Here is a 22971-nt window from a genome sequence, read left to right as displayed (position 1 = left end):
TGCCCACCCGCATAGCGGGTGGTTTTTTGTTTCGCACGCTTATGCGCACTCAACTGGGCCTAAAGGCATAATAAAAAAAACGCCAGAGGCGTTTTTGAAATTTTATACTTTTGATTTATGATATCCCATATTAATTGCTTCTTGTTCGGAGTTGAAATAAACAAGATTGCTGGAATTTATTTTATAATTTTTTTGCCAAGGCATATGATATTTCTTTGAAGCTGAATTTCCAACAATTTTTCCGGTTGTACTAGTATCAATATTTTGTCCAACAGTTGGTGATGATGCGGTATCAAATGTCGAAATAAATTCATTTGAACTAATTTGATAATATGTTTGACCATTAATATTTACTGTATCGGCAAATGCTTTCCATGATGAATGTGCAGGTAAGATATTTCCCGTACGTGTTCCATTATAGTTTACAGTTGCAGCATCCCAAGTACCAATGTAAATAGTTTTTAAAGATCTTGATGCTGTTGGCTCGTCGACACTGTTGCCGTTATTTGATGAATTAGATTTAATTGAGTTTGATGGAACCCATTCATTTGTTGCCACACGATAGTATGTTAGTCCATCGGTTCCTGTTGTGGTTTTATTGAATAACCAACCAGTATTTGAACGTAGCGCACGGTTAGTTATCCTGATTAATTCATTTCCCCGTAATGCATAAATTTGGGCGGTCTTGTTTGTTGTTACGGTACCCTTTAAACCACTGATATTTCCATTGGTTTGGATAGCTGCATTTACTGTTTGTATTGGTTGTAATGAGCCTATTACCATAATACCAGCAGCAATTAAACTTGATAAAATCCCCTTTTTCATGAATAACCCTCCTAAAATTTAATTACATATTTAATATATCATGGATAAATTTTAATTGGTATACTTTATTACATTAACGTGACAGGTTCATTAAGTTAAGACTTATACAATGAAATGTAGATATTAAAGTGTTATGATGTTTTTGCGGTATAGAAATGTACTGCGTATTATTTTCTGTTTTCACGATAACTAATATGGAGATAAGGTCAAACCGCCTTATCTCTTTTTTTGTGTCCGTTAGCTGATTTCTTGTAGATTGTTTCTCAATAAAATAAGCTTAATATAGTAACTTAACTAATGGTGAAGGAGAATAATCATGTATAAAAAAATTGTTGTTGCCGTAGATGGCAGTCCAGTATCATTCAGGGCCTTGAATTGCGGCATAGAATTAGCAAAAAAGTTTAATTCAATTATTGAATTAGTTGCAATAGTTAATACTAATAATATTCCCGTGAGTGTAGGTGTAACAAACATACCATTAATTAATGATCTCGAAGAACAAGTAAAGAAACATGTCAAAGTAGCCGAACAGCAATTAAAAAATTCTGATATAGAATATAATGTGATAGTAGAGAAGGGAGATCCCCGTGGTTTAATTGCCACTGAGGTTCCTAAGCATACTGGTGCAGATTTGATTATAATGGGAAAAACAGGAAAACATGCAATTCGAAATCTGTTAATCGGGTCAGTAACTCATCGTGTTATCGAAAAAGCTAAAGTTGCTGTTTTATTGGTGGACTAAAAAGGGATTTGTCATTTATATGGCAAATCCCCTTTGCATATGCAATTGATAATACTCTGAACCAGCGTTATTTAACATGTCGTCCCAATCTTTAAAGACTGTGGTTCGATTGACAATATCATCCCAATCATCTTTGTTAACGTCTTTAAGACTGTCAGTATCAAATATACCAATAGTCTTCATAAAGTCCTCGATACAAAAGTACTGCGTATTTCGTTCCATAAATTCGTTTGAAAAATAGTGAATAAATGGGATTTCCTTAAGATTTTTACGAATAAGACATTCCCTTGAAATTTTGTCTAAAACAGTTTCCCCAGAACGCACGAAGATTCCCCCTATGAATCATTTTCTGAATTCTCATGTAATTGTTTTTTTAGATCGTTAATTTCATTTTGTAAATCCTTATTTTCGACGGATAGGTTATCTAGCTTTTTGATAATCCTATCAAGTTTATTAGTATCTCGTTGTTTGGAATTTTGAGTAAAATAATTAGTAATTGTGCTAGTTAATGTACCAATAAATCCAATTCCTACAATCATTAGAGATGCCGCGGCGATTCTTCCAACAATTGTTTTGGGTGCAACGTCACCATATCCGACAGTTGATGCTGTTACTAGTGCCCACCAGAATGATTCACCAAGAGATGCACCTTCTGCAACGGAATACATGATAGACGCAGTTACTAATACTATTAAACAAATAATTATCAGATATATAAGACCATTGATTTTCAAAAACTTACTGAAGTGTCTTTGAAGTTTTCCGGCTGTTCCCATAAACCTTATTAATGTAAAAATTCTCAATGCTTGAAAAACTTTGAAAATTCTGAAGACACGAAAAATACTAAAAATTGTATTAAAAGGTACGATTGCTAATAAATCAAAAATGTTCTTACGGATAAATCTCAATTTGTCCCTGGAAAGAATAAGCCTAGTGAAATAATCAATGGTGAATATAATTAAAGTTACATAGTTTATCATTATATAAGGTAGTGTGTTGAGTTTAGCATTTGGTATATAACTCATTACCAATGTGATCAATGATAATAAACCTGAAATGATGATTACAACATAATATGTAACTCTAAGTTTTTTGTTTTGTAAAATATTATTATACTTTTTCATATTAATTCTTCTAACTTAAGTATTAATAATACTGATCAAATACTCTCTACATTTAATATCATATCGTATTTATTGATTGGATGAAATTCAATTTCAATATAATATTTATTAAATTATGAATAAAAAGGAAAATAAGAAATTTCTTATTTTCCTTCACTTATCATCTTACTTACTTCATTTTCATTATGAGCTAACCAACCGCAAGCGGCTGCTGCAATTGCCCCAACGAGATCATCTAAAAATACGTTTATTTTTCCTGTTGATTTATCGTTTAGCTTAGCTAGAATACCATGTTTTAGCTTATCAACGTAACCGTAATTAGTGACTGAGACTGAACCATATAGGCTGGCCAGTGTGATAGCCATATTTTCATCAATTCCGTATGTTGACTCATCTGTTTTCATTATTCGTTCCATAGGAGATGACAATAAACCTTTTTCAGCAAGAACATCAAGCTCAATACCAGTCATGATGGCATTTTGTGCTTCACGTTTATGCAATACTTTATTTATTGCATAAATTGATATTTCTTCGTCAAGCCCATCAACATAGTCTTTTTCAAGAAAGATTACGATTTCAGCAATTTCTGGCAATGTAACTCCACGTTCATTTAAATTTCTGAGAATATGTTCATAGTATTCCTTGTCTTGTTCATCAAATGATGTCATAAAATCCCTCCATAATTATATTTCTGATAACCATTCTGATTTGAATTCATTTAGGAATTCATACATAAATTGTTGACGATGCAAAGCAATCTCTTTTGCAGTTGGTGTATTCATCATACTAGTTAACTTTAACAGTTTTTCATAAAAATGATTAATTATTGTTTCATTATCGAGGTTTCGATATTCAGATTTATTCATTTGCTCACGAGGCTTAATTGCTGGGTCATAAATTGTTTCAGCGTTAGCACCACCATAATAGATAGCACGGGTTATACCAATAGCACCAATTGCATCCAGTCGATCAGCATCTTGGACAACTTGACCCGCTAATGATAATTTAGGAGGATTTTGACTAAGTGATTTACTGAAGGACAAATTATGAGTTATGTAGATTATTTCATCTATTTGATTATCTTCTAATTCAATTGATTTCAGAAATTGTTTTATTTCGGATTCTAGTTTATTTGGATCATTCACTAACTTGTCATCAGCGACGTCGTGTAAATATGCGGCACCTAGTGTGATTAATTCATCAGTTTTTTCTTCTTTAGACAATCTAGTTGCCATTTTTACGACACGTTCAATATGATCAAAGTTGTGCCCTGTACGGTCAGTTATCATTTTTTTATATGAAAAGTCTCGTATTTTTTTAATTTGTTCTTTGATATCCATCTTCAGTATCATTCCTTTTAAAATTTATATAATATATTTTAGCAGACAATTAGGTTGTCACTATGTTTAATAGCAGATTTGTATTAAAATAAAGTCATAACTTAGGAGGTATTTAACTTATGAATTACATTAATAAGGAAATCCCTGACTTTGATGTCAAGGCATATCACAATGGTGAGTTGCAAAGCTACAATAAACAAAACTTACTTGGCAAATGGTCCATCTTATTCTTTTATCCAGCTGATTTTTCGTTTGTTTGTCCTACAGAGCTTCAAGATCTAGAGAAGCATTATGATGATTTCAAAAAGAATAATGCAGAAATTTATTCAGTATCTGTTGATAGTGAATTTTCACATATGGCATGGGCGGAAAATACTGAAAGTATTGGTAAGATTGAATACCCAATGTTGGCAGACCAAAAACATCAATTGGCGGATTTCTTTGATTTAATTGATTCAGAAAGTGGTCAAGCATATCGTGGCGTATATATAATTAATCCAGAGGGAGTAATTAAGTCATATACTGTTAATGCCATGGGTATTGGCCGTAATGCAGAAGAGATTCTAAGAACACTTGAAGCAGCTCAATTTGTTGCTGAAAATGGTGATAACGTTTGTCCAGCTAATTGGCATCCAGGTGAGAAGACTATTGTTCCTGGAGCAGATTTAGTTGGTAAGATTTAATTAACCAAAATAATCCTGTTATCAGGATTATTTTTTTACTCTAATCCATATATTGTATTTATCAATCGATTAAATACAATATATTGTATCGCTTTCAAAAAAATATAAAAAATTTAATATAATGTCTAAATCCTTGCTGTGACAACTTGGAGCGTATTTGTTTGAATTTTCACGTTAAATAAAACGTGGAAATTCATAATCAGAGTGGTAATATTTTATTTGTTGTTCGTTTAAAGGGGAACAAATTAAGTATTAAAAAGTGAGGAGAAGAATTAAATGACAAGTATTTTTAGCCCAAAGTGGTATGTTGAACAAATGAAAGGATGGAGTTTTAAAAGTTACATGCTTTTAATGTTTGGTTTAGGTGCCATTACAGCTTCAACACTTTCACATAGTATGAACGGTATTGCTGTGGCAACATGGTTTGCCGGTGTTTTAGGATTTACATGTACAGTAGCAATTACAAATGCAAAACCCTTAAATGGTGTATTAGGATTAGTTTCAGCACTTATTTATATTTTCGTAGCTATCAATGCTAAGAACTTTGCTGACGTTATTTTACAAACAAGTTATATTATCCTTTTGGATATTCCTGTTTTGATCAGTCCACAATGGGCAAAAGATGCCGAAAAGCATATTCATGGTCTTACAGCTCCAAAATGGCTATTAACAGCTTTATTCTTCTTCGCATCATGGGGACTTTTATATTTAATGGATACACATCTATTTATAAGTCCAAGGCCAATTATTGATTCAGTTGCAAGTGCTATCGGATTTACGGGTGCTTTATTATGTACATTAAGATTCCGTGAGCAATATTATTTCTGGACTATTCAAGGTGTTATGTCAATCGTTCTTTGGGGTGTTACAGCGGCTCAAGGAGATGCAAGTCCTGTATTGTTCCTAACATACATTATGTATTTCATGAACGATATGATTGCATTCTTCGATTCACATATTCATTGGTTCCATAAGGTTGAATCATCAACAAGCGTCGCTGATGATGCTAGCCAACAATTAAATTAATTTATTGTAAGTTGAGTAGAAAACTCAACTTTTTTTTTGCTAAAATGATATTATATTAGTACATTTACGAAGAAGCAGGTTAGATTTATGCGTGGTAAAAAGATAATAAAAATAATATTGATTTCGTTGTTGGGGATTTTTATTATTGCTGATTTAGGCGGGGGTGCTTACCTATTTAATTATGCCTTTAAAAAGGGTGGTTATAGTAGCACAACCGGTAACACTGAATTAAAGGGAAATAATAAGTGGTTTGATCAACAGAATCAAAAGATCTGGACTGAAAAGTCTAAAGATGGATTAACATTGAAAGCTAGATATCTTCCAGCTAAAAAGAAAACGAATAAAACTGTCCTAGTTATTCATGGCTATGGTAGTGCAAGTAAATATATGGGATCATTTGTAAAAATATTCCATAAAGCTGGCTATAATGTTTTAGCACCTGATAATCGTTCCTTTGGTATGAGCGGAGGACAATATGCTGGATACGGCTGGAAGGATCGTAATGATATTATAGAATGGATCGATAGAGTTAATAAGCTAAATGGTAAAAACTCTGAAATTGGGATGTATGGTATCAGTATGGGTGCTGCAACTGTCATGTATACGTTGGGCAAACATCCCAAAAACGTTAAATGGGCAATTGAAGATTGCGGATATTCAACTATTTCTGGTGAGTTGAACTATCAATTGAAGGAAATGTTTAATTTACCAAGTTTTCCATTGGTTCAAACAGCCGCTATCTATTCCAGAATATTTGCTGGGTATAACTTTTATGCGGCAAATACCAAGAATACTCTGAAGAAGAGTCATGTTCCATTATTCTTGATTCATGGCTCAAAGGATACATTTGTTCCTACAGATAATATATATACTAATTATAAGAATGCAAATAATCCAAAGAAAATGTGGATTGTTAAAGGCGCAGGGCATGGTAAGGCTTATAGTATAGAAAAAGCTAAGTACATCGAAGAAACCACAGCATTTGCTGCTAAGTATTTCAAATAAAAAGTGAGACGTAATTAATTTTACTTCTCACTTTTTAAATTATCGGTAATCTTTTGAATCTGATTTAATTTCTTATCTATAAGTAATAATTTTAGAATTAGATGTTGCTATTATCTAAGGGGAAGTGAGTCTTTATAGATTTTGCTTTCATCATGATAGTTTAATTCTATAAAAATTCTTTTCTGACTTTTATAATTGCCTTTTGCTAGAATTGATTGTTCTGGATTAATAATTTTTCCTGTTAGTTCATCTAATTTTTCTTCATTATTAATAATTATAGAATCAATAATGGCGACTGATTTTCCAGTGTTTTTAACGATCAAATTAGTGTCATCTAAATTTATGATCAGATATGGTCGTTGATATTTTTCAATAATATCAACGGCTTTTTTCATGGAAGAATTTATTTTGAAGATTGAGGTAGACAAAAGGATTACTCCGACTATGGTAGTTACTACCAATATTATTGCTGAAATTGCTAATGTAAATTCATTAAATGGTGCCATCATTATGATCTCCTTACGATTTCGTCATTTCCGCTAACACTTGTGAAAGGTCTATTTACTTATCTTCATATTTTCTAAATAATGTTTTAAGGATAAATATTTTGGAGGATAATTGGATGCGTAAATTTATGTACGATCGAGAAATTTTTAAATTGATACTAATGTTTTTAATGGTCTTGGATCACATACCATATTTTATATCACCATATTTGGCTGATACGTTTCATTTAATAACTCGTGTTGTTGCGGTAGGATTTGGATACTTAGTTATAGAAGGCTTGAAATATACACATAGTAAACGAAATTATTTACTTAGATTATCAGGTTGGGGCGTATTTATGGCCCTAGGTAATTTCATTATGAACCAATTCTTGAATCAAGACTATAAAATGTCCATCTTAGGAGACAATATTTTTATAACACTGGCTGTTGGTGCGGCAATAACCATGTTATGGAATACTGGATCCAAGCGTAATAAATGCATTTCATTTTTACTAATGTTGATTGGATGTATTCCAATACTTGAAGGTAGTTTCTTGTTACTTCCTTTTATGTTCATTACTAATTTAACATATGATAATGTCAAAAAACGTGATTTATCTTATTTAGGATTAGCAGCTTTCTTCGGTATTATTGAATTATCAATGACTATACCGGTAATGGATACCGGCAATCTTATTAGTGTTTATGATAGTATTGCTATGAACGCAAGTAACTTATTTTTTATTTTGATAGTTCCATTATTGCATTTGTATAACGGCAAACAATGGAAATATGCATCGCGATTGAAATATTTGTTTTATATTTTTTATCCAGCACATCTATGGATTATTCACCTTGTTGCTAATTATCTTGCTAAGTAAATTAAGGTAAGAATTCAACCTTACGAAATTGTAAGACTGAACTAACGATTCAGTTACATTCACCATAAACCATTTACTAAAGTACTTATCAGCGTAATAATTAATATTGATAGATGAGTTTGAACATTTATCAAATATAAACTACATATCATATGCTAAATTTGTAATTAAATAAGCTTAAGGCCTATACGGCTTTAAGCTTATTTTTTTAAGTTATATAATTAAATCGTGCAAAATTGCTTTTTGTCATAAGTTTGATTATTTGAATTATATGTTTAAACATGTAACAATCACTATAAATAATAATTTGAGGTGATAAACATGTTTAAGTTGGCTATATTTCAATTAATTAGTAAAAGTATTTTCGTACCTAACTATTATTTGCCTTGTTTATTGATTAGCGCTCTATTGGGTTCAGCATTGTTTTTGTATTTTATTAATAAAAGGAAAAGAAATTAAATTCTTTTAGTTTTTACCCAACTATTATTATTTTTAGATAATCTAAAGATCGATATCATTAAACTTACAAAAAATACTATATACATATATGAAACTAATAAAATGGCTCTTAATCTTTTTACTAGATTCGAATGTTCATTTAAGAAATCGGTGTGGTTTATAATCACACCGTTTTTTTCGGTCTTCTTTAGTTCACGTATGTACAATTCAGTAAATAAAACTCCAAATAACAATCCCAAAATTGAGAGGAAGAAAAAGTCTATTAATCCATTTAGTAAATCTCCTGAGTCAATTATGAAGAATTTTACGGTGTAAATAATAATAGTTATATCTGACAAAATATTCAGTATTGGCATTATACAAAACAAGAGAACATCTGATTTTTGTAGTTTTGACATGGTTTTAGAACGCATAACTTGTTTTAAGTATTTCCAACAGTTGAATCCACCTTGTGACCACCTAGCTCTTTGGACGACTAATTTTTTAAGACTAGTAAGTGCTTCTTGATCAACATAAGCATTTCCAATGTATTTTATTTTTAGGCTTTTTAATTTCATACGCAGTGTTAGTTCGTAATCTTCGAGAAGGGCATTGCCCCAAGGCTTGTCACCGAGTTTATCAAAAACAGAAGAAGCTCTGAAGAATTGACCATTACCACAAAGTGCAGTTGCATCAATATACGATCTAAACAACTGTGTTAAATGATTTATAACAAAAAACTCAATATCTTGGAAAGTTTGTAAAATAGTTTTTGGCGATTTCATTTTAACTCGTAACTGAGCGGCAGCAACGCTTTTATCTGCAAATGCATTATCTAGTTCAACACTTGAATTGAAACTCAAAACACCATCGGCATCCATCACACCGATGATTGAATGAGCTTGATCAAATGATGATTGTTTAATAATACTTTTAATTGTTGGAACTGCGGAATTCAATGCACTTCCTTTACCTATTTGTGCATTAGGTTTTTTACGCTTAATGATAGTAATAGGACCAGATATATTTTCTACCGTTGAAACTGTGTTATCGATGGATGCGTCATCGATAACTATAATATGTTTTTCCATTTGCATTTCAAGTAACTGTTTCAAAGTGTTTCCAATGACTTTTTCTTCATTTAAACAGGGAATTAATATGATATAAAAAAACTTTTCTTTTTTATTTGTATTATTAGAGTTTGTTTTTTGATACTGATCATTAAAAAATGAGAATATCATCAGAAAGCATTGTGTCATAAATATGATTAAAGCAACGATATAGAAAATCATACAACCACCCCTTTGATGCACTATTTTGGTCGGGTATACGGTAATTATCAAATAATAAGTGCATAAATATGTTGCTGAAATGTATAGAAGAATTTATCTTGATAAAAGATGATAAATAAATTTGTTCGTTAGTTATTGGATATAGTGAAATAATTGATTATCATTTTTTATAATGTATTTAAAATATTACTATGTTTGATTATTGTGATTAATCCTATAACAGCAGCATTTACCTCTGTAATGATGTATATACATATTTCGATGATTTTTTGATAATTATGATTTTTTTATATAAAAGAATAATTCTTTGTGTATATAATCTCAAAGTAGTATGATTTGTATATTATCAAAGGAGGGGAAATAATGGTTAAGTTTTTACGTAGTAATAAGTATGCTTCGATTGTTTTGGCAATTATTAGAATATATCTTGGTTTTGAATGGGCAATCGCTGGATGGGGTAAAATTACTGGTGGATTCTCAGCACAAGGAATGTTGATGGGTGTTGTTAAGAATCCTGTAAAGGGACCAGAAGGTAATGTATTGTATCCTTGGTTTAACAGTATGATTCAACACATGATCCTACCTAATAATGGTGCAATTAGCTTCATGGTCGCATGGGGAGAGTTCTTAGTTGGTCTTGGTCTAATTTTTGGATGTTTAACAACTGCAGCAACTTTCTTCGGAATGATGATGAATTTTTCATACATGTTAGCTGGAACAGTTTCAGTAAACCCTGAATACATTTTCTTAGAAATGTTTATTATCTTTGCTGGATTTAATGCCGGTAAAATTGGTTTGGATTATTGGGTAATTCCATGGATGAGAAAGCATATTTTTAAGAAAAAAACCGAAATAGACTTTAATTAGTTCGTAATTCCAATCTTAATTTTTAGGATTGGAATTTTTTTATATAAAAATAATAATGAACAGAAAAGAACAAATTGGTATAATTGTAAGCATAAGGGAAATATTTATTAAGGGAGTTGTAAGGTATGGCAACACTTATGGATGTGGCAAAGCGTGCCAACGTTTCAAAAATGACAGTATCACGAGTCATTAATCATCCAGATATGGTTACTAATGAACTTAAACAATTGGTCTATCAAGCTATGAAGGAATTGGATTATCGTCCTAATTTGATTGCCAAAGCTTTGGTCAACAATTCAACAAGAATCGTAAAGTTGTGTATTTTAGAAGATATCGATACGACTGAACCTTATTATATGAACCTAATGGTAGGAATTGCCAAGACTCTAGACTTGCACCAATATTCATTACAATTGGTCACTCGTCGCAATTTTGATATTGGTAACTGTGACGGTTATATTATTACAGGTATGCGTAAAGAGGATCTTGATTGGATTAAAAAATTAGATAAACCATTGATTATGTTTGGTGAAAACCGATATGGTCTGGATTATGTAGACACTAATAATAAGGCTGGAACTTATAAAATGGCTAAGTTAGTATTGGAACGAGGATATGATCACTTAGTCTATATTGGTATAGATAGTAAAGAGTCGTTTGAGTATTCTCGTGAGGCGGGATATATTCAACAAGTTCAGGAAAATCAAATGATTCCAGAGTTATATAGATTTGATAATCACAGTCATTTAGCAGAAGAGTTTATTACTGAACATTGGAAAGAGATTGAACCGAATACCGCATTTATTTGTGCCTCAGATCGTTTGGCAATGGGAATTGAGCGTGGCATTTCACGTTGTGGTGGTTCTATTCCAGATGATTATGGTGTAACTGGATTTGATGGAGTATTCTTAAGCCAAGTTGCTTCGCCAAAAATTACCACGGTTAAACAATCAATAATTGAGATGGGAAGTGCTTGTGGTGAAAACTTATTGGACAAGATCAATTCAAAGATGTCTCAAGGAAATTTGATTTTTGAACCTAAGATAAGTATTGGTGGAACTTTAAGAGATTAAAAAGATGTTATCGGTAACATTTGTGTAAGCCCTATTATTATTGGGCTTATTTTTTTATACTTGTTTGGAAGCGGTTACCGGTTAGGAGGGCTTAAACATAATGAAATGGTATGATAATGCAATTATTTATCAAATATATCCGAAAAGTTTTCAAGATTCTAATGGCGATGGCATTGGTGATTTGCCAGGTATTATTCAACGTTTGGATTATATTGAACAACTCGGTGTTAATACTATTTGGTTAAATCCTATTTTTGTTTCGCCACAGGTTGACAATGGTTATGATGTATCTAATTATTTTGCAATTGATCCTAGTTTGGGAACAATAGATGATTTTGAAGACCTTTTAAAAGAAGCACACAGACGAAATATATATATAATACTGGATTTGCCAATTAATCATACGTCAGATCAACATCCATGGTTTAGAGATGCTGTAACCAATAAAAATAGTATTTTTAAGGATTATTACATTTGGAAAAAACAAGTAAATGGCCACGAACCAAATAACTGGGGATCTTTTTTTGGCGGAAGTGTTTGGTCCAAAGTCCATTCTGACAGTGATTACTATTATTTCCATTTATTTGATAAGAAGATGCCTGATTTAAATTGGAAGAATGTTGAAGTTCAAAATTCAATGGCCGATATCGCAAAGTTTTGGATTCAAAAGGGCGTTGATGGTTTTAGGCTGGATGCCTTTATTCATATGGCAAAAGCTGATTTGGGCCAGATGGCACTGAGTAACTCTGAGAAATATCCAGTCGATGATACTTTCTTTGCTAATTTACCCGAATTAAAAAAATATCTTGGTGGGTTTGTTAGCCAAATAAAAAAAGAAAATTCGGATATTTTTTTGCTAGGAGAGGCAGCATCTGCAAATGCTTATCAAGCAGCAGAATATACTCAACCAGAGGAAAATGGTTGTGACATGGTCGTTTCTTCTGACAATTTTGGTGAGGTATATGACGATGATAACTTTGGTGATGTACCTAAGTTCTTTAGACCTCGAAAGTTATCACTTAACAGATTCAAAAATACATTTGTTAAGTGGGAGAGTGTATTAGCAAATACGAGTTTTCCTGCTTTAACTTGGGGTAATCACGATATTAGTCGCTTTGTTGACCGACTTAATTTGCCCACTGATGATAATAAACTTAAAAAATCATTGGCAGTGATGATGTTTCTTCAGCGAGGAATTCCGATTATTTACTATGGTGAGGAACTTGGACAGCATGGACTGAAATACGAAAAGTTAGAGGACTTTGATGATCAGCGAGCAGTAGATTTGATTCAGAATTTACGTGCTAAAGATATTCCTGATGAACAAATTTTGGAGTTGCTGAATGATCAAGATGAAATGACCGCTCGTGGACCATTTCAATGGGATGATTCACAATTTGTAGGTTTTTCTAATGCTCAACCATGGAATTGGGCGGAACACTCTGAAGAAAATGCTCAGCAGGAGCAAAGTGATCCAAACAGTGTTTTAAATTTTTACGAAAAGTTATTACGTTTAAAATCTACTGACTGTTTTACCTTGGGGAATTATCGTTTGTTAAAAACCGATGATAATTTGTTTGTATTTGAACGTAGAACTAGTAATGATTATGGCTTAGTGGTAGTTAATATTTCAAATAAGAGTATCGATTATCCTTTACCGGTTAAATTTGATTGCCGAATAGCTTTGTCAAACCAAGATATAAAATTAACTAATGGACAAATTCACCTTGATCCATGGGGATGTTGTGCATTGGTCAACGATGGGAGAATTGATTAATGGCTTATCAAACAAATATAAATTTAAGAAAAGTTCAAATTTATAGTGTTTTTACACGAAATCATACACAAGAGGGGACTCTTAAAGCACTGGAAAATGATCTTGAACGTATTAAGAACCTTGGTACGGATTATATATGGTTACTACCAATTAATCCTGTCGGTGTAGTTGATCGCAAAGGTGATGTCGGATCGCCGTATGCAATTAGTGATTATCGGAAGATTGAAAAATCTCAAGGTACCTGGAACGATTTTGAACATTTGGCAAAGGCTATTCATGCTCATGGGATGAAAGTTATGATCGATATTGTCTACAATCACACTTCTAGAGATTCTGTATTACTTAAAGAACATCCCGAATGGTTCTTACATGACGATGAAGGAAATCTATATAACAAGAATCCAGAGTGGAGTGATGTTGCTGAATTAGATTACTCTGAACAAGGATTATGGGATTATCAAATTGAAACCTTGAAGATGTATGCAAAAATTGTTGATGGATTCCGATGCGATGTTGCTCCTCAAGTTCCAATTCAATTCTGGGAAAAAGCTCGCCAAGAAGTATCAAAAGTTAATGACAATATTTTGTGGCTAGCTGAATCAACTGGTGGAGACTATATAAGGGCAATTCGCAATAAGGGTTACTGGATTTCATCAGATGGCGAAATATATCGTGCATTTGATTTTGCCTATGATTACGATATTGATCAAATTTATCGTAGTTATATTAATGGAGAAATAACGCTTAGTCGTTATGTGGAATCCTTGAATCAGCAAGAATTGATTTATCCAGCAAACTATATTAAAATGCGTGGCTTAGAAAATCATGATCAGCCGAGAGCACATCACTTGTTCCCTAATGAAAATGATTTAATTAACTGGACTGCTTTTTCAGCCTTCCAAAAAGGTTCAACATTGATATATGCTGGTCAAGAAGTAGGAATGAAGCATCAACCAAGTTTATTTGATATTGATAAGCTGAATTGGAATACAAATCTTGACATAAGTTCATTGATCAAATGTATGCACGAATTAAGTCAAGATGCGATTCAGTACAAGGGTTCATATGATATCGAAGCATTGGATGATGATGTTGTTAAAGTTACCTTTAAGTTAGATAATAAAACTCGTGTAGGTATCTTTACCTTGAAGGGTAAATCATCTCGCGTAAAGATTAACCTTCCTGATGCAAAATATACTAATTTAATTACTGAAAATAGCATTGAAATTCATCATGGATTGTTGACCGTTGACTATGATCCCATCATAATAGAATATTAAAAAATCTCTGTAAGCCATGCTAGTCAAGGAACTAGCGTGGTTTTTTTAATTGGTATGGAACAATCCTGTTATCGGTAACATAGCGAAAACGCTTGCAAGAAACCGGTATCAGAACAATAATTATAAGCGTAGTAAAGAAATTATTATATAGGGGGTCAAGGTAATGAAAAAAGGTTTCTGGAAACGTTTCGGGAAACGTGTTGCCGTAGTTGCATTGGCAGCTGGAGCAACTTTTACATTAGCTGCATGTAGCAGTAGTGGTAGTTCATCATCTTCCGGTGGTAAAACTAAAATCACTATTCTACAAGGAAAGGTAGAAAACAATAAGCAATTGAAACAAATTGCTAAACAATATGAGAAGACTCATAAGAATGTTACTATCGAAATCACTTCTATCGGTGGTGGTACTGATTATGATCCTGTCTTGAAGACAAGAATTTCTTCTGGTAACTCACCTACAATCTTTAGTTTGGCTGGTCCTGCTGATGTTAAGCAATTCAAGTCATACGAAGCAGACCTATCAAAGACAAAGACTGCTAAAGCCGCACTTCCTGGCGTTCTGAGCGCTGTTAAGTCAGACGGTAAGACTGTTGGACTTCCATTCAACGTTGAAGGTTATGGATTTGTTTACAACAAGAAAGTCTTCGAAAAGGCTGGAATTGATCCAGAAAGCCTAACAACAGTTGATAAGTTACAAGCTGCTGTTGAACAATTAGATGCACAAAAAGAACAATTAGGTATTAAGGGTGTATTCGCATTACCTGGTAAAGAAGCATGGATCATGTCAGATCACTTGCTAAACCTTTACTTAGCACAAGATTACGACGGTAATGCACAAAAACTTTACAAGTCAAAGAGCATGAAGTTCTCAAAGAACGCTGATATGAAGACAATGCTTGATTTACAAAAGAAGTATTCAATTAAACCAGTAATGCAAATGGACTACTCAGCACAAGTTAACCAATACTTCTCACAAGGTAAGACAGCCATGATTCAACAAGGTGACTGGATCTATCCTACAGTTGAAGGTATTGATAAGGACTTCGCACAAAATGATATTGGTATGATTCCTATTCCCGTACCTGGTGAAGAAGGTAAATTACCAGTCGGAACATCACTATACTGGGCTGTTAACAAACGTAAGTCAGCAACAGAACAAAAGGCTGCTACAAACTTCCTAGATTGGCTATATACATCTAAAGAAGGTAAGAAAGCCGTTGTTGATAAACTTCACTATGTACCAGCATACAAAGGTTACGACAATTTGAAGATGCCAGACCCACTAACATCAGTAGTTTATAACTATGAGAAGAAGGGTCAAACAACTGGATGGGCATTCCCTGGTTACACAGGTACTGCTTGGGATCCAGATGTTGCACAACCTAACTTGCAAAAGTACTTATCTGGCAAACAAAGCTGGGATAAGACAGTCAAGAACATGACAGATGGCTGGGCAAAACAACAAAAGAGTAACTAGTTTGACAAAAGAGGGCAATGAATATGAAAAATAGAAGTCTTTCATTTTGGCTATTTTTAACGCCAACCCTCGTTGCGTTAGCCTTGGTTGTATTCATTCCGGTAATTGAAGGTTTATTCTATTCATTTACTGATTGGGATGGTCTTACTTATACCAAGATGGTAGGATTTCAAAATTACATTCAATTGTTCCACGATAAGGCGTTTATTAACGCCTTTTGGTTTACAGTGGGCTTTGTTATTGTAACTGTTATCTTACTAAACGTAATTGGTTTAGGGTTAGCTTTACTAGTAACACAAAAATTCAAGGGAAGTAATTTCCTACGTACCGTATTCTTTATGCCAAATATGATTGGTGGTTTGATCCTAGGATTTATTTGGCAATTTATTTTCACACAAGGCTTTTCAGCTTTAGGTGATGCACTACATATGAGTTGGTTGCAAAACTGGCTTACAAATGAAACAACAGGATTCTGGGGATTAGTTATTGTTACAGTATGGCAAATGAGTGGTTACATTATGATCATTTACATTGCATACTTACAAAACATTCCTAATGAAGTTATCGAAGCTGCTGAGATTGACGGTGCTTCAGCATGGCAACGTTTCACTAAAATTACGTTCCCAATGATTGCACCAGCATTCACAGTATGTATGTTCCTAACTCTTTCAAACGGATTCAAGATTTACGACCAAAACCTTTCATTGACGAATGGTGGACCTTATCATTCAACCCAAATGTTAGCGATGGATATTGTTAATACAGCATATAATTCAAGTAACTTCGCTTTATCAGAAGCTAAAGCTATGATCTTCTTCTTGATTGTTGCTGCAATTTCATTATTGCAAGTCTTCTACAACCGTAAGAGGGAGGTAGATCTCTAATGAGTAAGAATAGTAGAAAAGCTTTAGGTATTTTCGGATTTATCATCGGAATTTTATGGTTATTCCCATTTTACCTAATTGTTACAAACTCATTTAAGACACCTAAAGGAATTTTCGCATCAGTTTTATCACTTCCTGTTAACAGTACAACTGATAATTATGTTAATTCCTTTAAGGCTCTGGACTTTATGGCTTCATTAACACATTCATTGATCATTACCGTTGCATCTGTAATTGTCATTATTTTGGGATCTTCAATGGGTGCCTATGCGCTTCAAAGAAATAAATCTAAACTGAGTGGTGGATTATTAATGCTGTTTATCTCAGCTATGTTGATTCCATTCCAATCAGTTATGATTCCATTAACTGCTAACTTCGGTGGTGTTCACTTCCTAAATATGTGGGGACTTGTCGTTATGTACTTAGGATTCGATTGTAGTTTGTCTATCTTCTTATACCAAGGTACTTTATCTAGTATTCCTCTAGCAATGGATGAGGCTGCTGAGATGGAAGGGGCAAGCCGTTGGCAAATATTCTACAAAGTTATTTTTCCAATGCTTAGTCCTATGACCGTTACAGTTGCTATTTTGAACATTATTGCAATCTGGAATGACTACCTATTACCATCATTGGTATTACCACAGACTCAATATACAATTCCGCTACAAATGTTCAATTTCTTCGGTCAATATACAAAGCAATGGCATTTGGCTCTAGCCGGAATTACAATTTCAATCCTACCTGTAATTCTATTCTATCTAATCGCACAAAAGTGGATTATCAAAGGTGTTACAGATGGTGCTGTTAAATAATTAAGGAGGGAAATCGTGATTAATTTAAACTCGAAAAATGGTCAAAAATTAATGACCGCTGGAAATTGGATTTGGTCTTTATTTACAATTAATGTTTCATTCTTTCTGATCAATTTCTCAGTTATTTTAACTGCGATTATTCTTTCTAGTTTGCCAATGTCTGCATCTTACTACGTGGTTTTGTTTGTAACTGGGCTTATGCTTTCGTTATTTACGATTCCAAGTTTAACTGCGAGCTTTTCGGCAGTGCAAGAATGGCAGGTTAATGGCAGCGGCAGTTTCTTCAAGTATTTCTTTAAAAAATGGTTTGAATCATTAAGAGATTACAAAGTTAATTTTGGTTTCGGAGCTGTTGGTATAGTAATGATTGCACTTAATAAAGTTGCATCAGGCAATACACAATGGCACACGGTAGTCTTAACATTTTCGTTTGTTTATTTGATGGCTTTAGTTGCTGCAACATTTCAGTCGGCAACTAAAGAAAGCGATAATACGTTGACGTTATTAGTATCCAAACCGTTCCTAACTATTATTTCTGTGATTGTATTCTTAATATTAATTCTGATAAATTTTGTTTTGCAATTAGCATTTCTAAGTGTTATTTGTAGTATTTCTTTAGCTACTTATGTTTCTTATCGTTTATTAGGTGGCAGAATGGAAAAAAATGATTGACTTTGGGTGTGGAGGACACATCTAGATTGATTAATGAGTTAGCTCGTTAGTTAACTGGAAGTCAAAAAAATAAAAGGAGCGTTAAAAATGGTAGAAATTAATTTAGATCACATTTATAAACGCTATCAAGGCAATACTGACTATTCAGTTAGTGATTTCAACCTAGACATTAAAGATGGTGAGTTTATTGTCTTCGTTGGACCTTCCGGATGTGGTAAATCCACCACATTGCGTATGATAGCTGGTTTGGAGGATATTACTGAAGGTGATTTCAAGATGGAAGGAAAGGTAATGAACAAAGTTGCCCCTAAAGATCGTGATATCGCTATGGTATTCCAGAACTATGCTTTGTATCCTCATATGACCGTCTTTGACAACATGGCCTTTGGACTGAACATTCGTAAAAATGACAAAGCTGATACGAAGAAACGTGTTGAGAACGCTGCTAAGATCCTAGGCTTGACAGATTATCTCAAACGTAAACCGGGTGCCCTCTCTGGTGGTCAAAGACAGCGTGTTGCCTTAGGACGTGCTATTGTTCGTGATGCTAAGTTATTCTTGCTTGATGAGCCATTATCAAACTTGGATGCCAAACTGAGAGTTCAGATGCGTACCGAAATTGCTCAATTGCATCAAAGATTAGGACGTAACTTCATTTATGTTACTCACGATCAAGTTGAAGCAATGACTATGGCTGATCGTATCGTAATTATGAATGATGGTAAGATTCAACAAGTTGGTTCACCAGCAGACCTATACAATAAACCTGAAAACAAATTCGTTGCTGGATTCATTGGTTCACCTGCTATGAACTTCTTTGATGTAACGCTTGCTAATGGCAAGATTACAAATGATGAAGGTATCAATATGGCTGTTCCTGAAGGTCAATATAAGATCTTAAGAGACAAAGGTTATGATGGTAAGAAACTGACATTTGGTATTCGTCCAGAAGATATTCACGCCGAAGAAATTGCAATTCAGACTTTCCCTGATGCAATTCTTAATGCTAAAGTTCAAGTTTCTGAGTTGTTGGGTTCTGAATCAATGCTTTATTCAAAACTCGGCAATACAGATTTCATTGCTAAGGTAAATTCACGTGATTATCACGAACCAGGTGAAGAAGTAAAAATGGCTATTGAAATGACGAAAGCTCATTACTTCGATGATGATACAGAAGAGACAATTCTTTAGAGAATTATAAAAAGGTAATTGGGTATTTTGTTTACCTAATTACCTTTTTTATTTTTAGGAGGCATAAATGAATGAAGCGGATATTTGAAGTTGATCCCTGGAATATCATCACGCATAAGTTAGACAAAGATGATAGACGTCTACAAGAAAGTATGACTAGTCTTGGTAATGGCTATATGGGAATGCGTGGTAACTTTGAAGAGGACTACACAGGTGATAGCCTTCCAGGAATATATCTTGCCGGAGTATGGTATCCCGACAAAACACGTGTTGGTTGGTGGAAAAATGGCTATCCAAAGTACTTTGGAAAAGTCATAAATGCTATTAACTTTATTAAAATAAATTTTTTGATCAACGGGTCTAAACTAGATTTAGCAACCGATCAAATCAGTGATTTTAAATTGGATCTGAATATGAAAGATGCAGTTTTGACTAGGTCGTTTGTTGTCACTAAAGGTGATGCAAAGGTTGAATTCAAATTTGAAAGATTTTTAAGTGTTGCACAAAAAGAACTATCCGTTCAAAAAGTCAGCTTTAAAAATTTGTCTGATAAGAATGTCGAAGTAAAGGCTATATCAGCTTTGGATTCTAATGTTGTTAATGAAGATTCTAATTATGATGAACATTTTTGGAATGTAGTAAATATAGACGAGAATAGTTTAGTGGCTGAAACCAAACCCAATGACTTCGGTACGCCTAGATTTACATCTGGAATGGAAATGTGCCACGTAACTGTTATGGAAAAGATTGATTCAACTGTTACTGATTCTGAAACGAGTGAAACTTTCAAGATCAACCTTGAATCAAATGAAGTAGCTATTTTAGAGAAACGTGTCATTGTGGTTACTTCTCGTGATTATGATTCAAATGAAAAATTAACTAACGCCATGAGTAAATTAGCTAATGATACTTCGACTAAATCGTATGACGAATTATTGACTGAACATAGCAACATTTGGGCAGAACGTTGGAACAAATCAGACGTCAAAATTACCGGTGATAACGAATCACAACAAGGAATGCGTTTTAATTTGTTTGGATTATTCACTACATATTATGGAGAAGATGCGCGACTGAACATTGGTCCTAAAGGTTTCACTGGTGAAAAATATGGTGGTGCAACTTATTGGGATACTGAAGCTTTCTGCGTGCCAGTTTATCTTGGTATTACTAAGCCAGAAGTAACCCGTAATTTGTTGATGTATCGTTACAAGCAAATGGACGGTGCTTTCGTCAATGCAAAGCAACAAGGCTTAAAAGGTGCATTGTTCCCAATGGTTACGTTTAATGGTATTGAGTGTCATAACGAATGGGAAATAACCTTTGAAGAGATTCACCGTAATGGTGACATTGCATTTGCTATTTATAATTACACTAGATATACCGGAGACAAGTCATTTGTTTTGAACGAAGGTAGTGAAATACTGACCGAAATTAGTCGTTTCTGGGCTGATCGTGTTCATTTCAGTAAACGTAATAATCAGTATATGATTCACGGTGTTACTGGACCAGATGAATATGAGAATAATGTTGATAATAACTGGGATACTAATCTGCTAGCTAAATGGACACTTGAGTATACTCTGAAGATTCTTCAAGATGTTTCTCCAGAACAGGCAAAGAAATTAAATGTCTCGGACGAAGAAAAGTCTAAATGGCAAGATATTGTAGACAAAATGTACATGCCATATGACAAGGGATTGAATATTTTTGTTCAACACGATGGTTTCTTAGATAAGGATCTTGAACCGGTTAGTGCAATTCCTAAAAATCAATTACCAATTAATCAACATTGGTCATGGGACAAGATACTACGTTCACCTTACATTAAGCAAGGGGATGTGCTTCAAGGTATTTGGGACTTTATTGAAGATTTCACGCCAGAACAAAAGAAGGCTAATTTTGATTTTTATGAACCACTAACAGTTCATGAGTCAAGTCTTTCACCTGCAATTCATTCTGTATTAGCAGCTGATCTTCATTATGAAGATAAAGCAGTTGAATTATACGAGAGAACGGCTAGACTAGACTTAGATAACTATAATAATGATACCGATGACGGCCTGCATGTAACTGCAATGACTGGTGGTTGGTTAGCTATAGTTCAAGGATTCGCTGGAATGAGAGTACATTCTAATGGGGTTCTTAGCTATAAGCCTTTCCTACCAAAGAAATGGGACAGTTATTCATTTAGGCAAGTCTTTAGAGGTCGAGTTATCGAAGTAAGTGTTGATAAAACTAGTTCTGACATTAAGCTAATTTCAGGTGATCCACTTGATATTGAAGTTAATGGTGAACTAGTCACACTTGACTAGCTATAAACAAAAATTAATTGAGGGCTGAGACATGTTATTTGTCTTAGTCTTTTTTTATAAAATGGGAGTGTATATGATGGTTAAATTTGAACAGATCAAAGGTTTTGTATTCGATTTAGATGGTGTTATTGCTGATACATCAGTTTATCACGCCAAGGCTTGGCATCAATTAGCAGATGAATTGGGTGTTACTTGGACTGATAAATTAGCCAATGACCTGAAAGGTGTCAGTCGTATGGATTCACTTGAGTTGATTCTTAAGTCTGGTGGTAAAGAAAATGATTATACAATAGAAGAAAAAGAAAAATATGCAGCCGAAAAGAATACTAATTATTTGAATTTATTAAAGAATATGGATAAAAGTGCAATCCTACCTGGAATGGCTGATTTCATTAAAAGCTTGGAAGAACACGATTATAAGTTGTCATTAGCTTCGGCATCGAAGAATTCACCATTGGTACTAGAACAATTAGGATTAGCACAATATTTTAAGAATCGTATTGATCCTTCTACCTTAAAGCACGGTAAGCCAGATCCTGAAATATTTGCACGTGGTGCTGAAGTTCTTGGATTGAAACCTGAAGAATGTATTGGACTAGAAGATGCATCTGCAGGTATTATGTCAATTAATGGTGCCGGAGAAACCTCAGTAGGTATAGGAGATCCTGAAATATTGCACGAAGCAGATATTAATTTTACTGATACATCACAAGTTACATTGGATAACATTAAAAATGCAATGAACGAAGTTAAAATGGATTAAATTAGGAGTGTTGAGG

Annotated in this window: 23 protein-coding genes; 16 read left to right on the top strand and 7 right to left on the bottom strand. The window is 33.6% G+C overall.

What is annotated here, in order from left to right; translation table 11 throughout:
- Positions 1–102: 102 nt before the first annotated feature.
- A complete protein-coding gene (locus tag EKM79_RS06180; protein WP_164506022.1) occupies positions 103–825 on the bottom strand; it encodes an SLAP domain-containing protein in 723 nt (240 codons plus the stop codon).
- Positions 826–1141: 316 nt separating this feature from the next.
- Here EKM79_RS06180 and EKM79_RS06175 point away from each other — a divergent pair, with 316 nt between their 5' ends.
- On the top strand, positions 1142–1567 hold the full coding sequence (locus tag EKM79_RS06175) for a universal stress protein (protein ID WP_125566964.1): 426 nt from the start codon (positions 1142–1144) through the stop codon (positions 1565–1567).
- A 15-nt stretch (positions 1568–1582) separates the two neighbouring features.
- Here EKM79_RS06175 and EKM79_RS12210 read toward each other — a convergent pair whose 3' ends face one another.
- The 4 genes from EKM79_RS12210 to EKM79_RS06160 all read right to left on the bottom strand — a co-directional run bounded on the left by EKM79_RS12210 (position 1583) and on the right by EKM79_RS06160 (position 4031).
- A complete protein-coding gene (locus EKM79_RS12210; protein WP_164506021.1) occupies positions 1583–1750 on the bottom strand; it encodes a hypothetical protein in 168 nt (55 codons plus the stop codon).
- A gap of 152 nt (positions 1751–1902) precedes the next feature.
- Complete coding sequence (locus EKM79_RS06170; protein ID WP_125566962.1) at positions 1903–2691, bottom strand: ion transporter; 789 nt, start codon at positions 2689–2691, stop codon at positions 1903–1905.
- Between the two features lie 143 nt (positions 2692–2834).
- Entirely contained in the window at positions 2835–3359 is a 525-nt protein-coding gene (locus EKM79_RS06165) for a phosphatidylglycerophosphatase A family protein (RefSeq protein ID WP_125566960.1), read from the bottom strand.
- A gap of 15 nt (positions 3360–3374) precedes the next feature.
- On the bottom strand, positions 3375–4031 hold the full coding sequence (locus EKM79_RS06160; RefSeq protein WP_125566972.1) for an HD domain-containing protein: 657 nt from the start codon (positions 4029–4031) through the stop codon (positions 3375–3377).
- A 119-nt stretch (positions 4032–4150) separates the two neighbouring features.
- Between EKM79_RS06160 and EKM79_RS06155 the strand changes: the two genes are divergently transcribed.
- The 3 genes from EKM79_RS06155 (at position 4151) to EKM79_RS06145 (ending at position 6745) form a co-directional block, all read left to right on the top strand.
- Positions 4151–4714 carry a peroxiredoxin gene (locus EKM79_RS06155; RefSeq protein WP_125566958.1) on the top strand — a complete coding sequence of 188 codons (564 nt, stop codon included), beginning with the start codon at positions 4151–4153 and terminating at the stop codon, positions 4712–4714.
- A 276-nt stretch (positions 4715–4990) separates the two neighbouring features.
- On the top strand, positions 4991–5740 hold the full coding sequence (gene pnuC, locus EKM79_RS06150; RefSeq protein ID WP_125566956.1) for a nicotinamide riboside transporter PnuC: 750 nt from the start codon (positions 4991–4993) through the stop codon (positions 5738–5740).
- 87 nt (positions 5741–5827) lie between these two features.
- Positions 5828–6745 (top strand): alpha/beta hydrolase, encoded by a 918-nt coding sequence (locus EKM79_RS06145; RefSeq protein ID WP_125566954.1) that lies wholly within the window; start codon positions 5828–5830, stop codon positions 6743–6745.
- Between the two features lie 110 nt (positions 6746–6855).
- Here the strand turns inward: EKM79_RS06145 and EKM79_RS06140 are convergent, their stop codons facing one another.
- The gene (locus EKM79_RS06140) at positions 6856–7254 is read right to left on the bottom strand and encodes a hypothetical protein (protein ID WP_125566952.1); all 399 of its coding nucleotides are present in this window, start codon (positions 7252–7254) and stop codon (positions 6856–6858) included.
- A gap of 113 nt (positions 7255–7367) precedes the next feature.
- On the opposite strand from EKM79_RS06140, the gene EKM79_RS06135 reads away from it, so the two are divergent.
- Complete coding sequence (locus EKM79_RS06135) at positions 7368–8114, top strand: TraX family protein (protein ID WP_125566950.1); 747 nt, start codon at positions 7368–7370, stop codon at positions 8112–8114.
- A 455-nt stretch (positions 8115–8569) separates the two neighbouring features.
- Here EKM79_RS06135 and EKM79_RS06130 read toward each other — a convergent pair whose 3' ends face one another.
- Positions 8570–9793, bottom strand: coding sequence for a glycosyltransferase (locus tag EKM79_RS06130; RefSeq protein WP_246005641.1), 1224 nt, complete (start codon positions 9791–9793; stop codon positions 8570–8572).
- Between the two features lie 414 nt (positions 9794–10207).
- Here EKM79_RS06130 and EKM79_RS06125 point away from each other — a divergent pair, with 414 nt between their 5' ends.
- The 11 genes from EKM79_RS06125 to pgmB all read left to right on the top strand — a co-directional run bounded on the left by EKM79_RS06125 (position 10208) and on the right by pgmB (position 22955).
- The gene (locus tag EKM79_RS06125) at positions 10208–10711 is read left to right on the top strand and encodes a DoxX family protein (RefSeq protein ID WP_125566946.1); all 504 of its coding nucleotides are present in this window, start codon (positions 10208–10210) and stop codon (positions 10709–10711) included.
- Positions 10712–10836: 125 nt separating this feature from the next.
- A complete protein-coding gene (locus EKM79_RS06120) occupies positions 10837–11784 on the top strand; it encodes a LacI family DNA-binding transcriptional regulator (protein ID WP_125566944.1) in 948 nt (315 codons plus the stop codon).
- A gap of 100 nt (positions 11785–11884) precedes the next feature.
- Positions 11885–13561: an alpha-glucosidase gene (locus EKM79_RS06115; protein WP_246005640.1), complete on the top strand. Its 1677-nt coding sequence runs from the start codon at positions 11885–11887 to the stop codon at positions 13559–13561.
- Positions 13561–14841: an alpha-amylase family glycosyl hydrolase gene (locus EKM79_RS06110; RefSeq protein WP_125566940.1), complete on the top strand. Its 1281-nt coding sequence runs from the start codon at positions 13561–13563 to the stop codon at positions 14839–14841. Before EKM79_RS06115 ends, EKM79_RS06110 begins: the two co-directional genes overlap by 1 nt.
- 163 nt (positions 14842–15004) lie before the next feature.
- The gene (locus EKM79_RS06105; protein WP_125566938.1) at positions 15005–16318 is read left to right on the top strand and encodes an ABC transporter substrate-binding protein; all 1314 of its coding nucleotides are present in this window, start codon (positions 15005–15007) and stop codon (positions 16316–16318) included.
- Positions 16319–16341: 23 nt separating this feature from the next.
- Positions 16342–17202, top strand: coding sequence for a carbohydrate ABC transporter permease (locus EKM79_RS06100; protein ID WP_125566936.1), 861 nt, complete (start codon positions 16342–16344; stop codon positions 17200–17202).
- Positions 17202–18014: a carbohydrate ABC transporter permease gene (locus tag EKM79_RS06095; RefSeq protein ID WP_125566934.1), complete on the top strand. Its 813-nt coding sequence runs from the start codon at positions 17202–17204 to the stop codon at positions 18012–18014. The genes EKM79_RS06100 and EKM79_RS06095 overlap by 1 nt, the downstream gene beginning before the upstream one ends.
- A 15-nt stretch (positions 18015–18029) precedes the next feature.
- Positions 18030–18686 carry a hypothetical protein gene (locus EKM79_RS06090; RefSeq protein WP_125566932.1) on the top strand — a complete coding sequence of 219 codons (657 nt, stop codon included), beginning with the start codon at positions 18030–18032 and terminating at the stop codon, positions 18684–18686.
- A gap of 87 nt (positions 18687–18773) precedes the next feature.
- Entirely contained in the window at positions 18774–19877 is a 1104-nt protein-coding gene (locus tag EKM79_RS06085) for an ABC transporter ATP-binding protein (protein WP_125566930.1), read from the top strand.
- Positions 19878–19948: 71 nt separating this feature from the next.
- Positions 19949–22192, top strand: coding sequence for a glycoside hydrolase family 65 protein (locus EKM79_RS06080; RefSeq protein ID WP_125566928.1), 2244 nt, complete (start codon positions 19949–19951; stop codon positions 22190–22192).
- Between the two features lie 76 nt (positions 22193–22268).
- Positions 22269–22955, top strand: coding sequence for a beta-phosphoglucomutase (gene pgmB, locus EKM79_RS06075; protein ID WP_125566969.1), 687 nt, complete (start codon positions 22269–22271; stop codon positions 22953–22955).
- Positions 22956–22971 lie beyond the last annotated feature (16 nt).

It is taken from the genome of Companilactobacillus insicii (genome assembly GCF_003946015.1).
In the GTDB taxonomy this organism is placed as follows: domain Bacteria; phylum Bacillota; class Bacilli; order Lactobacillales; family Lactobacillaceae; genus Companilactobacillus; species Companilactobacillus insicii.
This window is presented reverse-complemented; position numbering and strand designations above follow the sequence as displayed.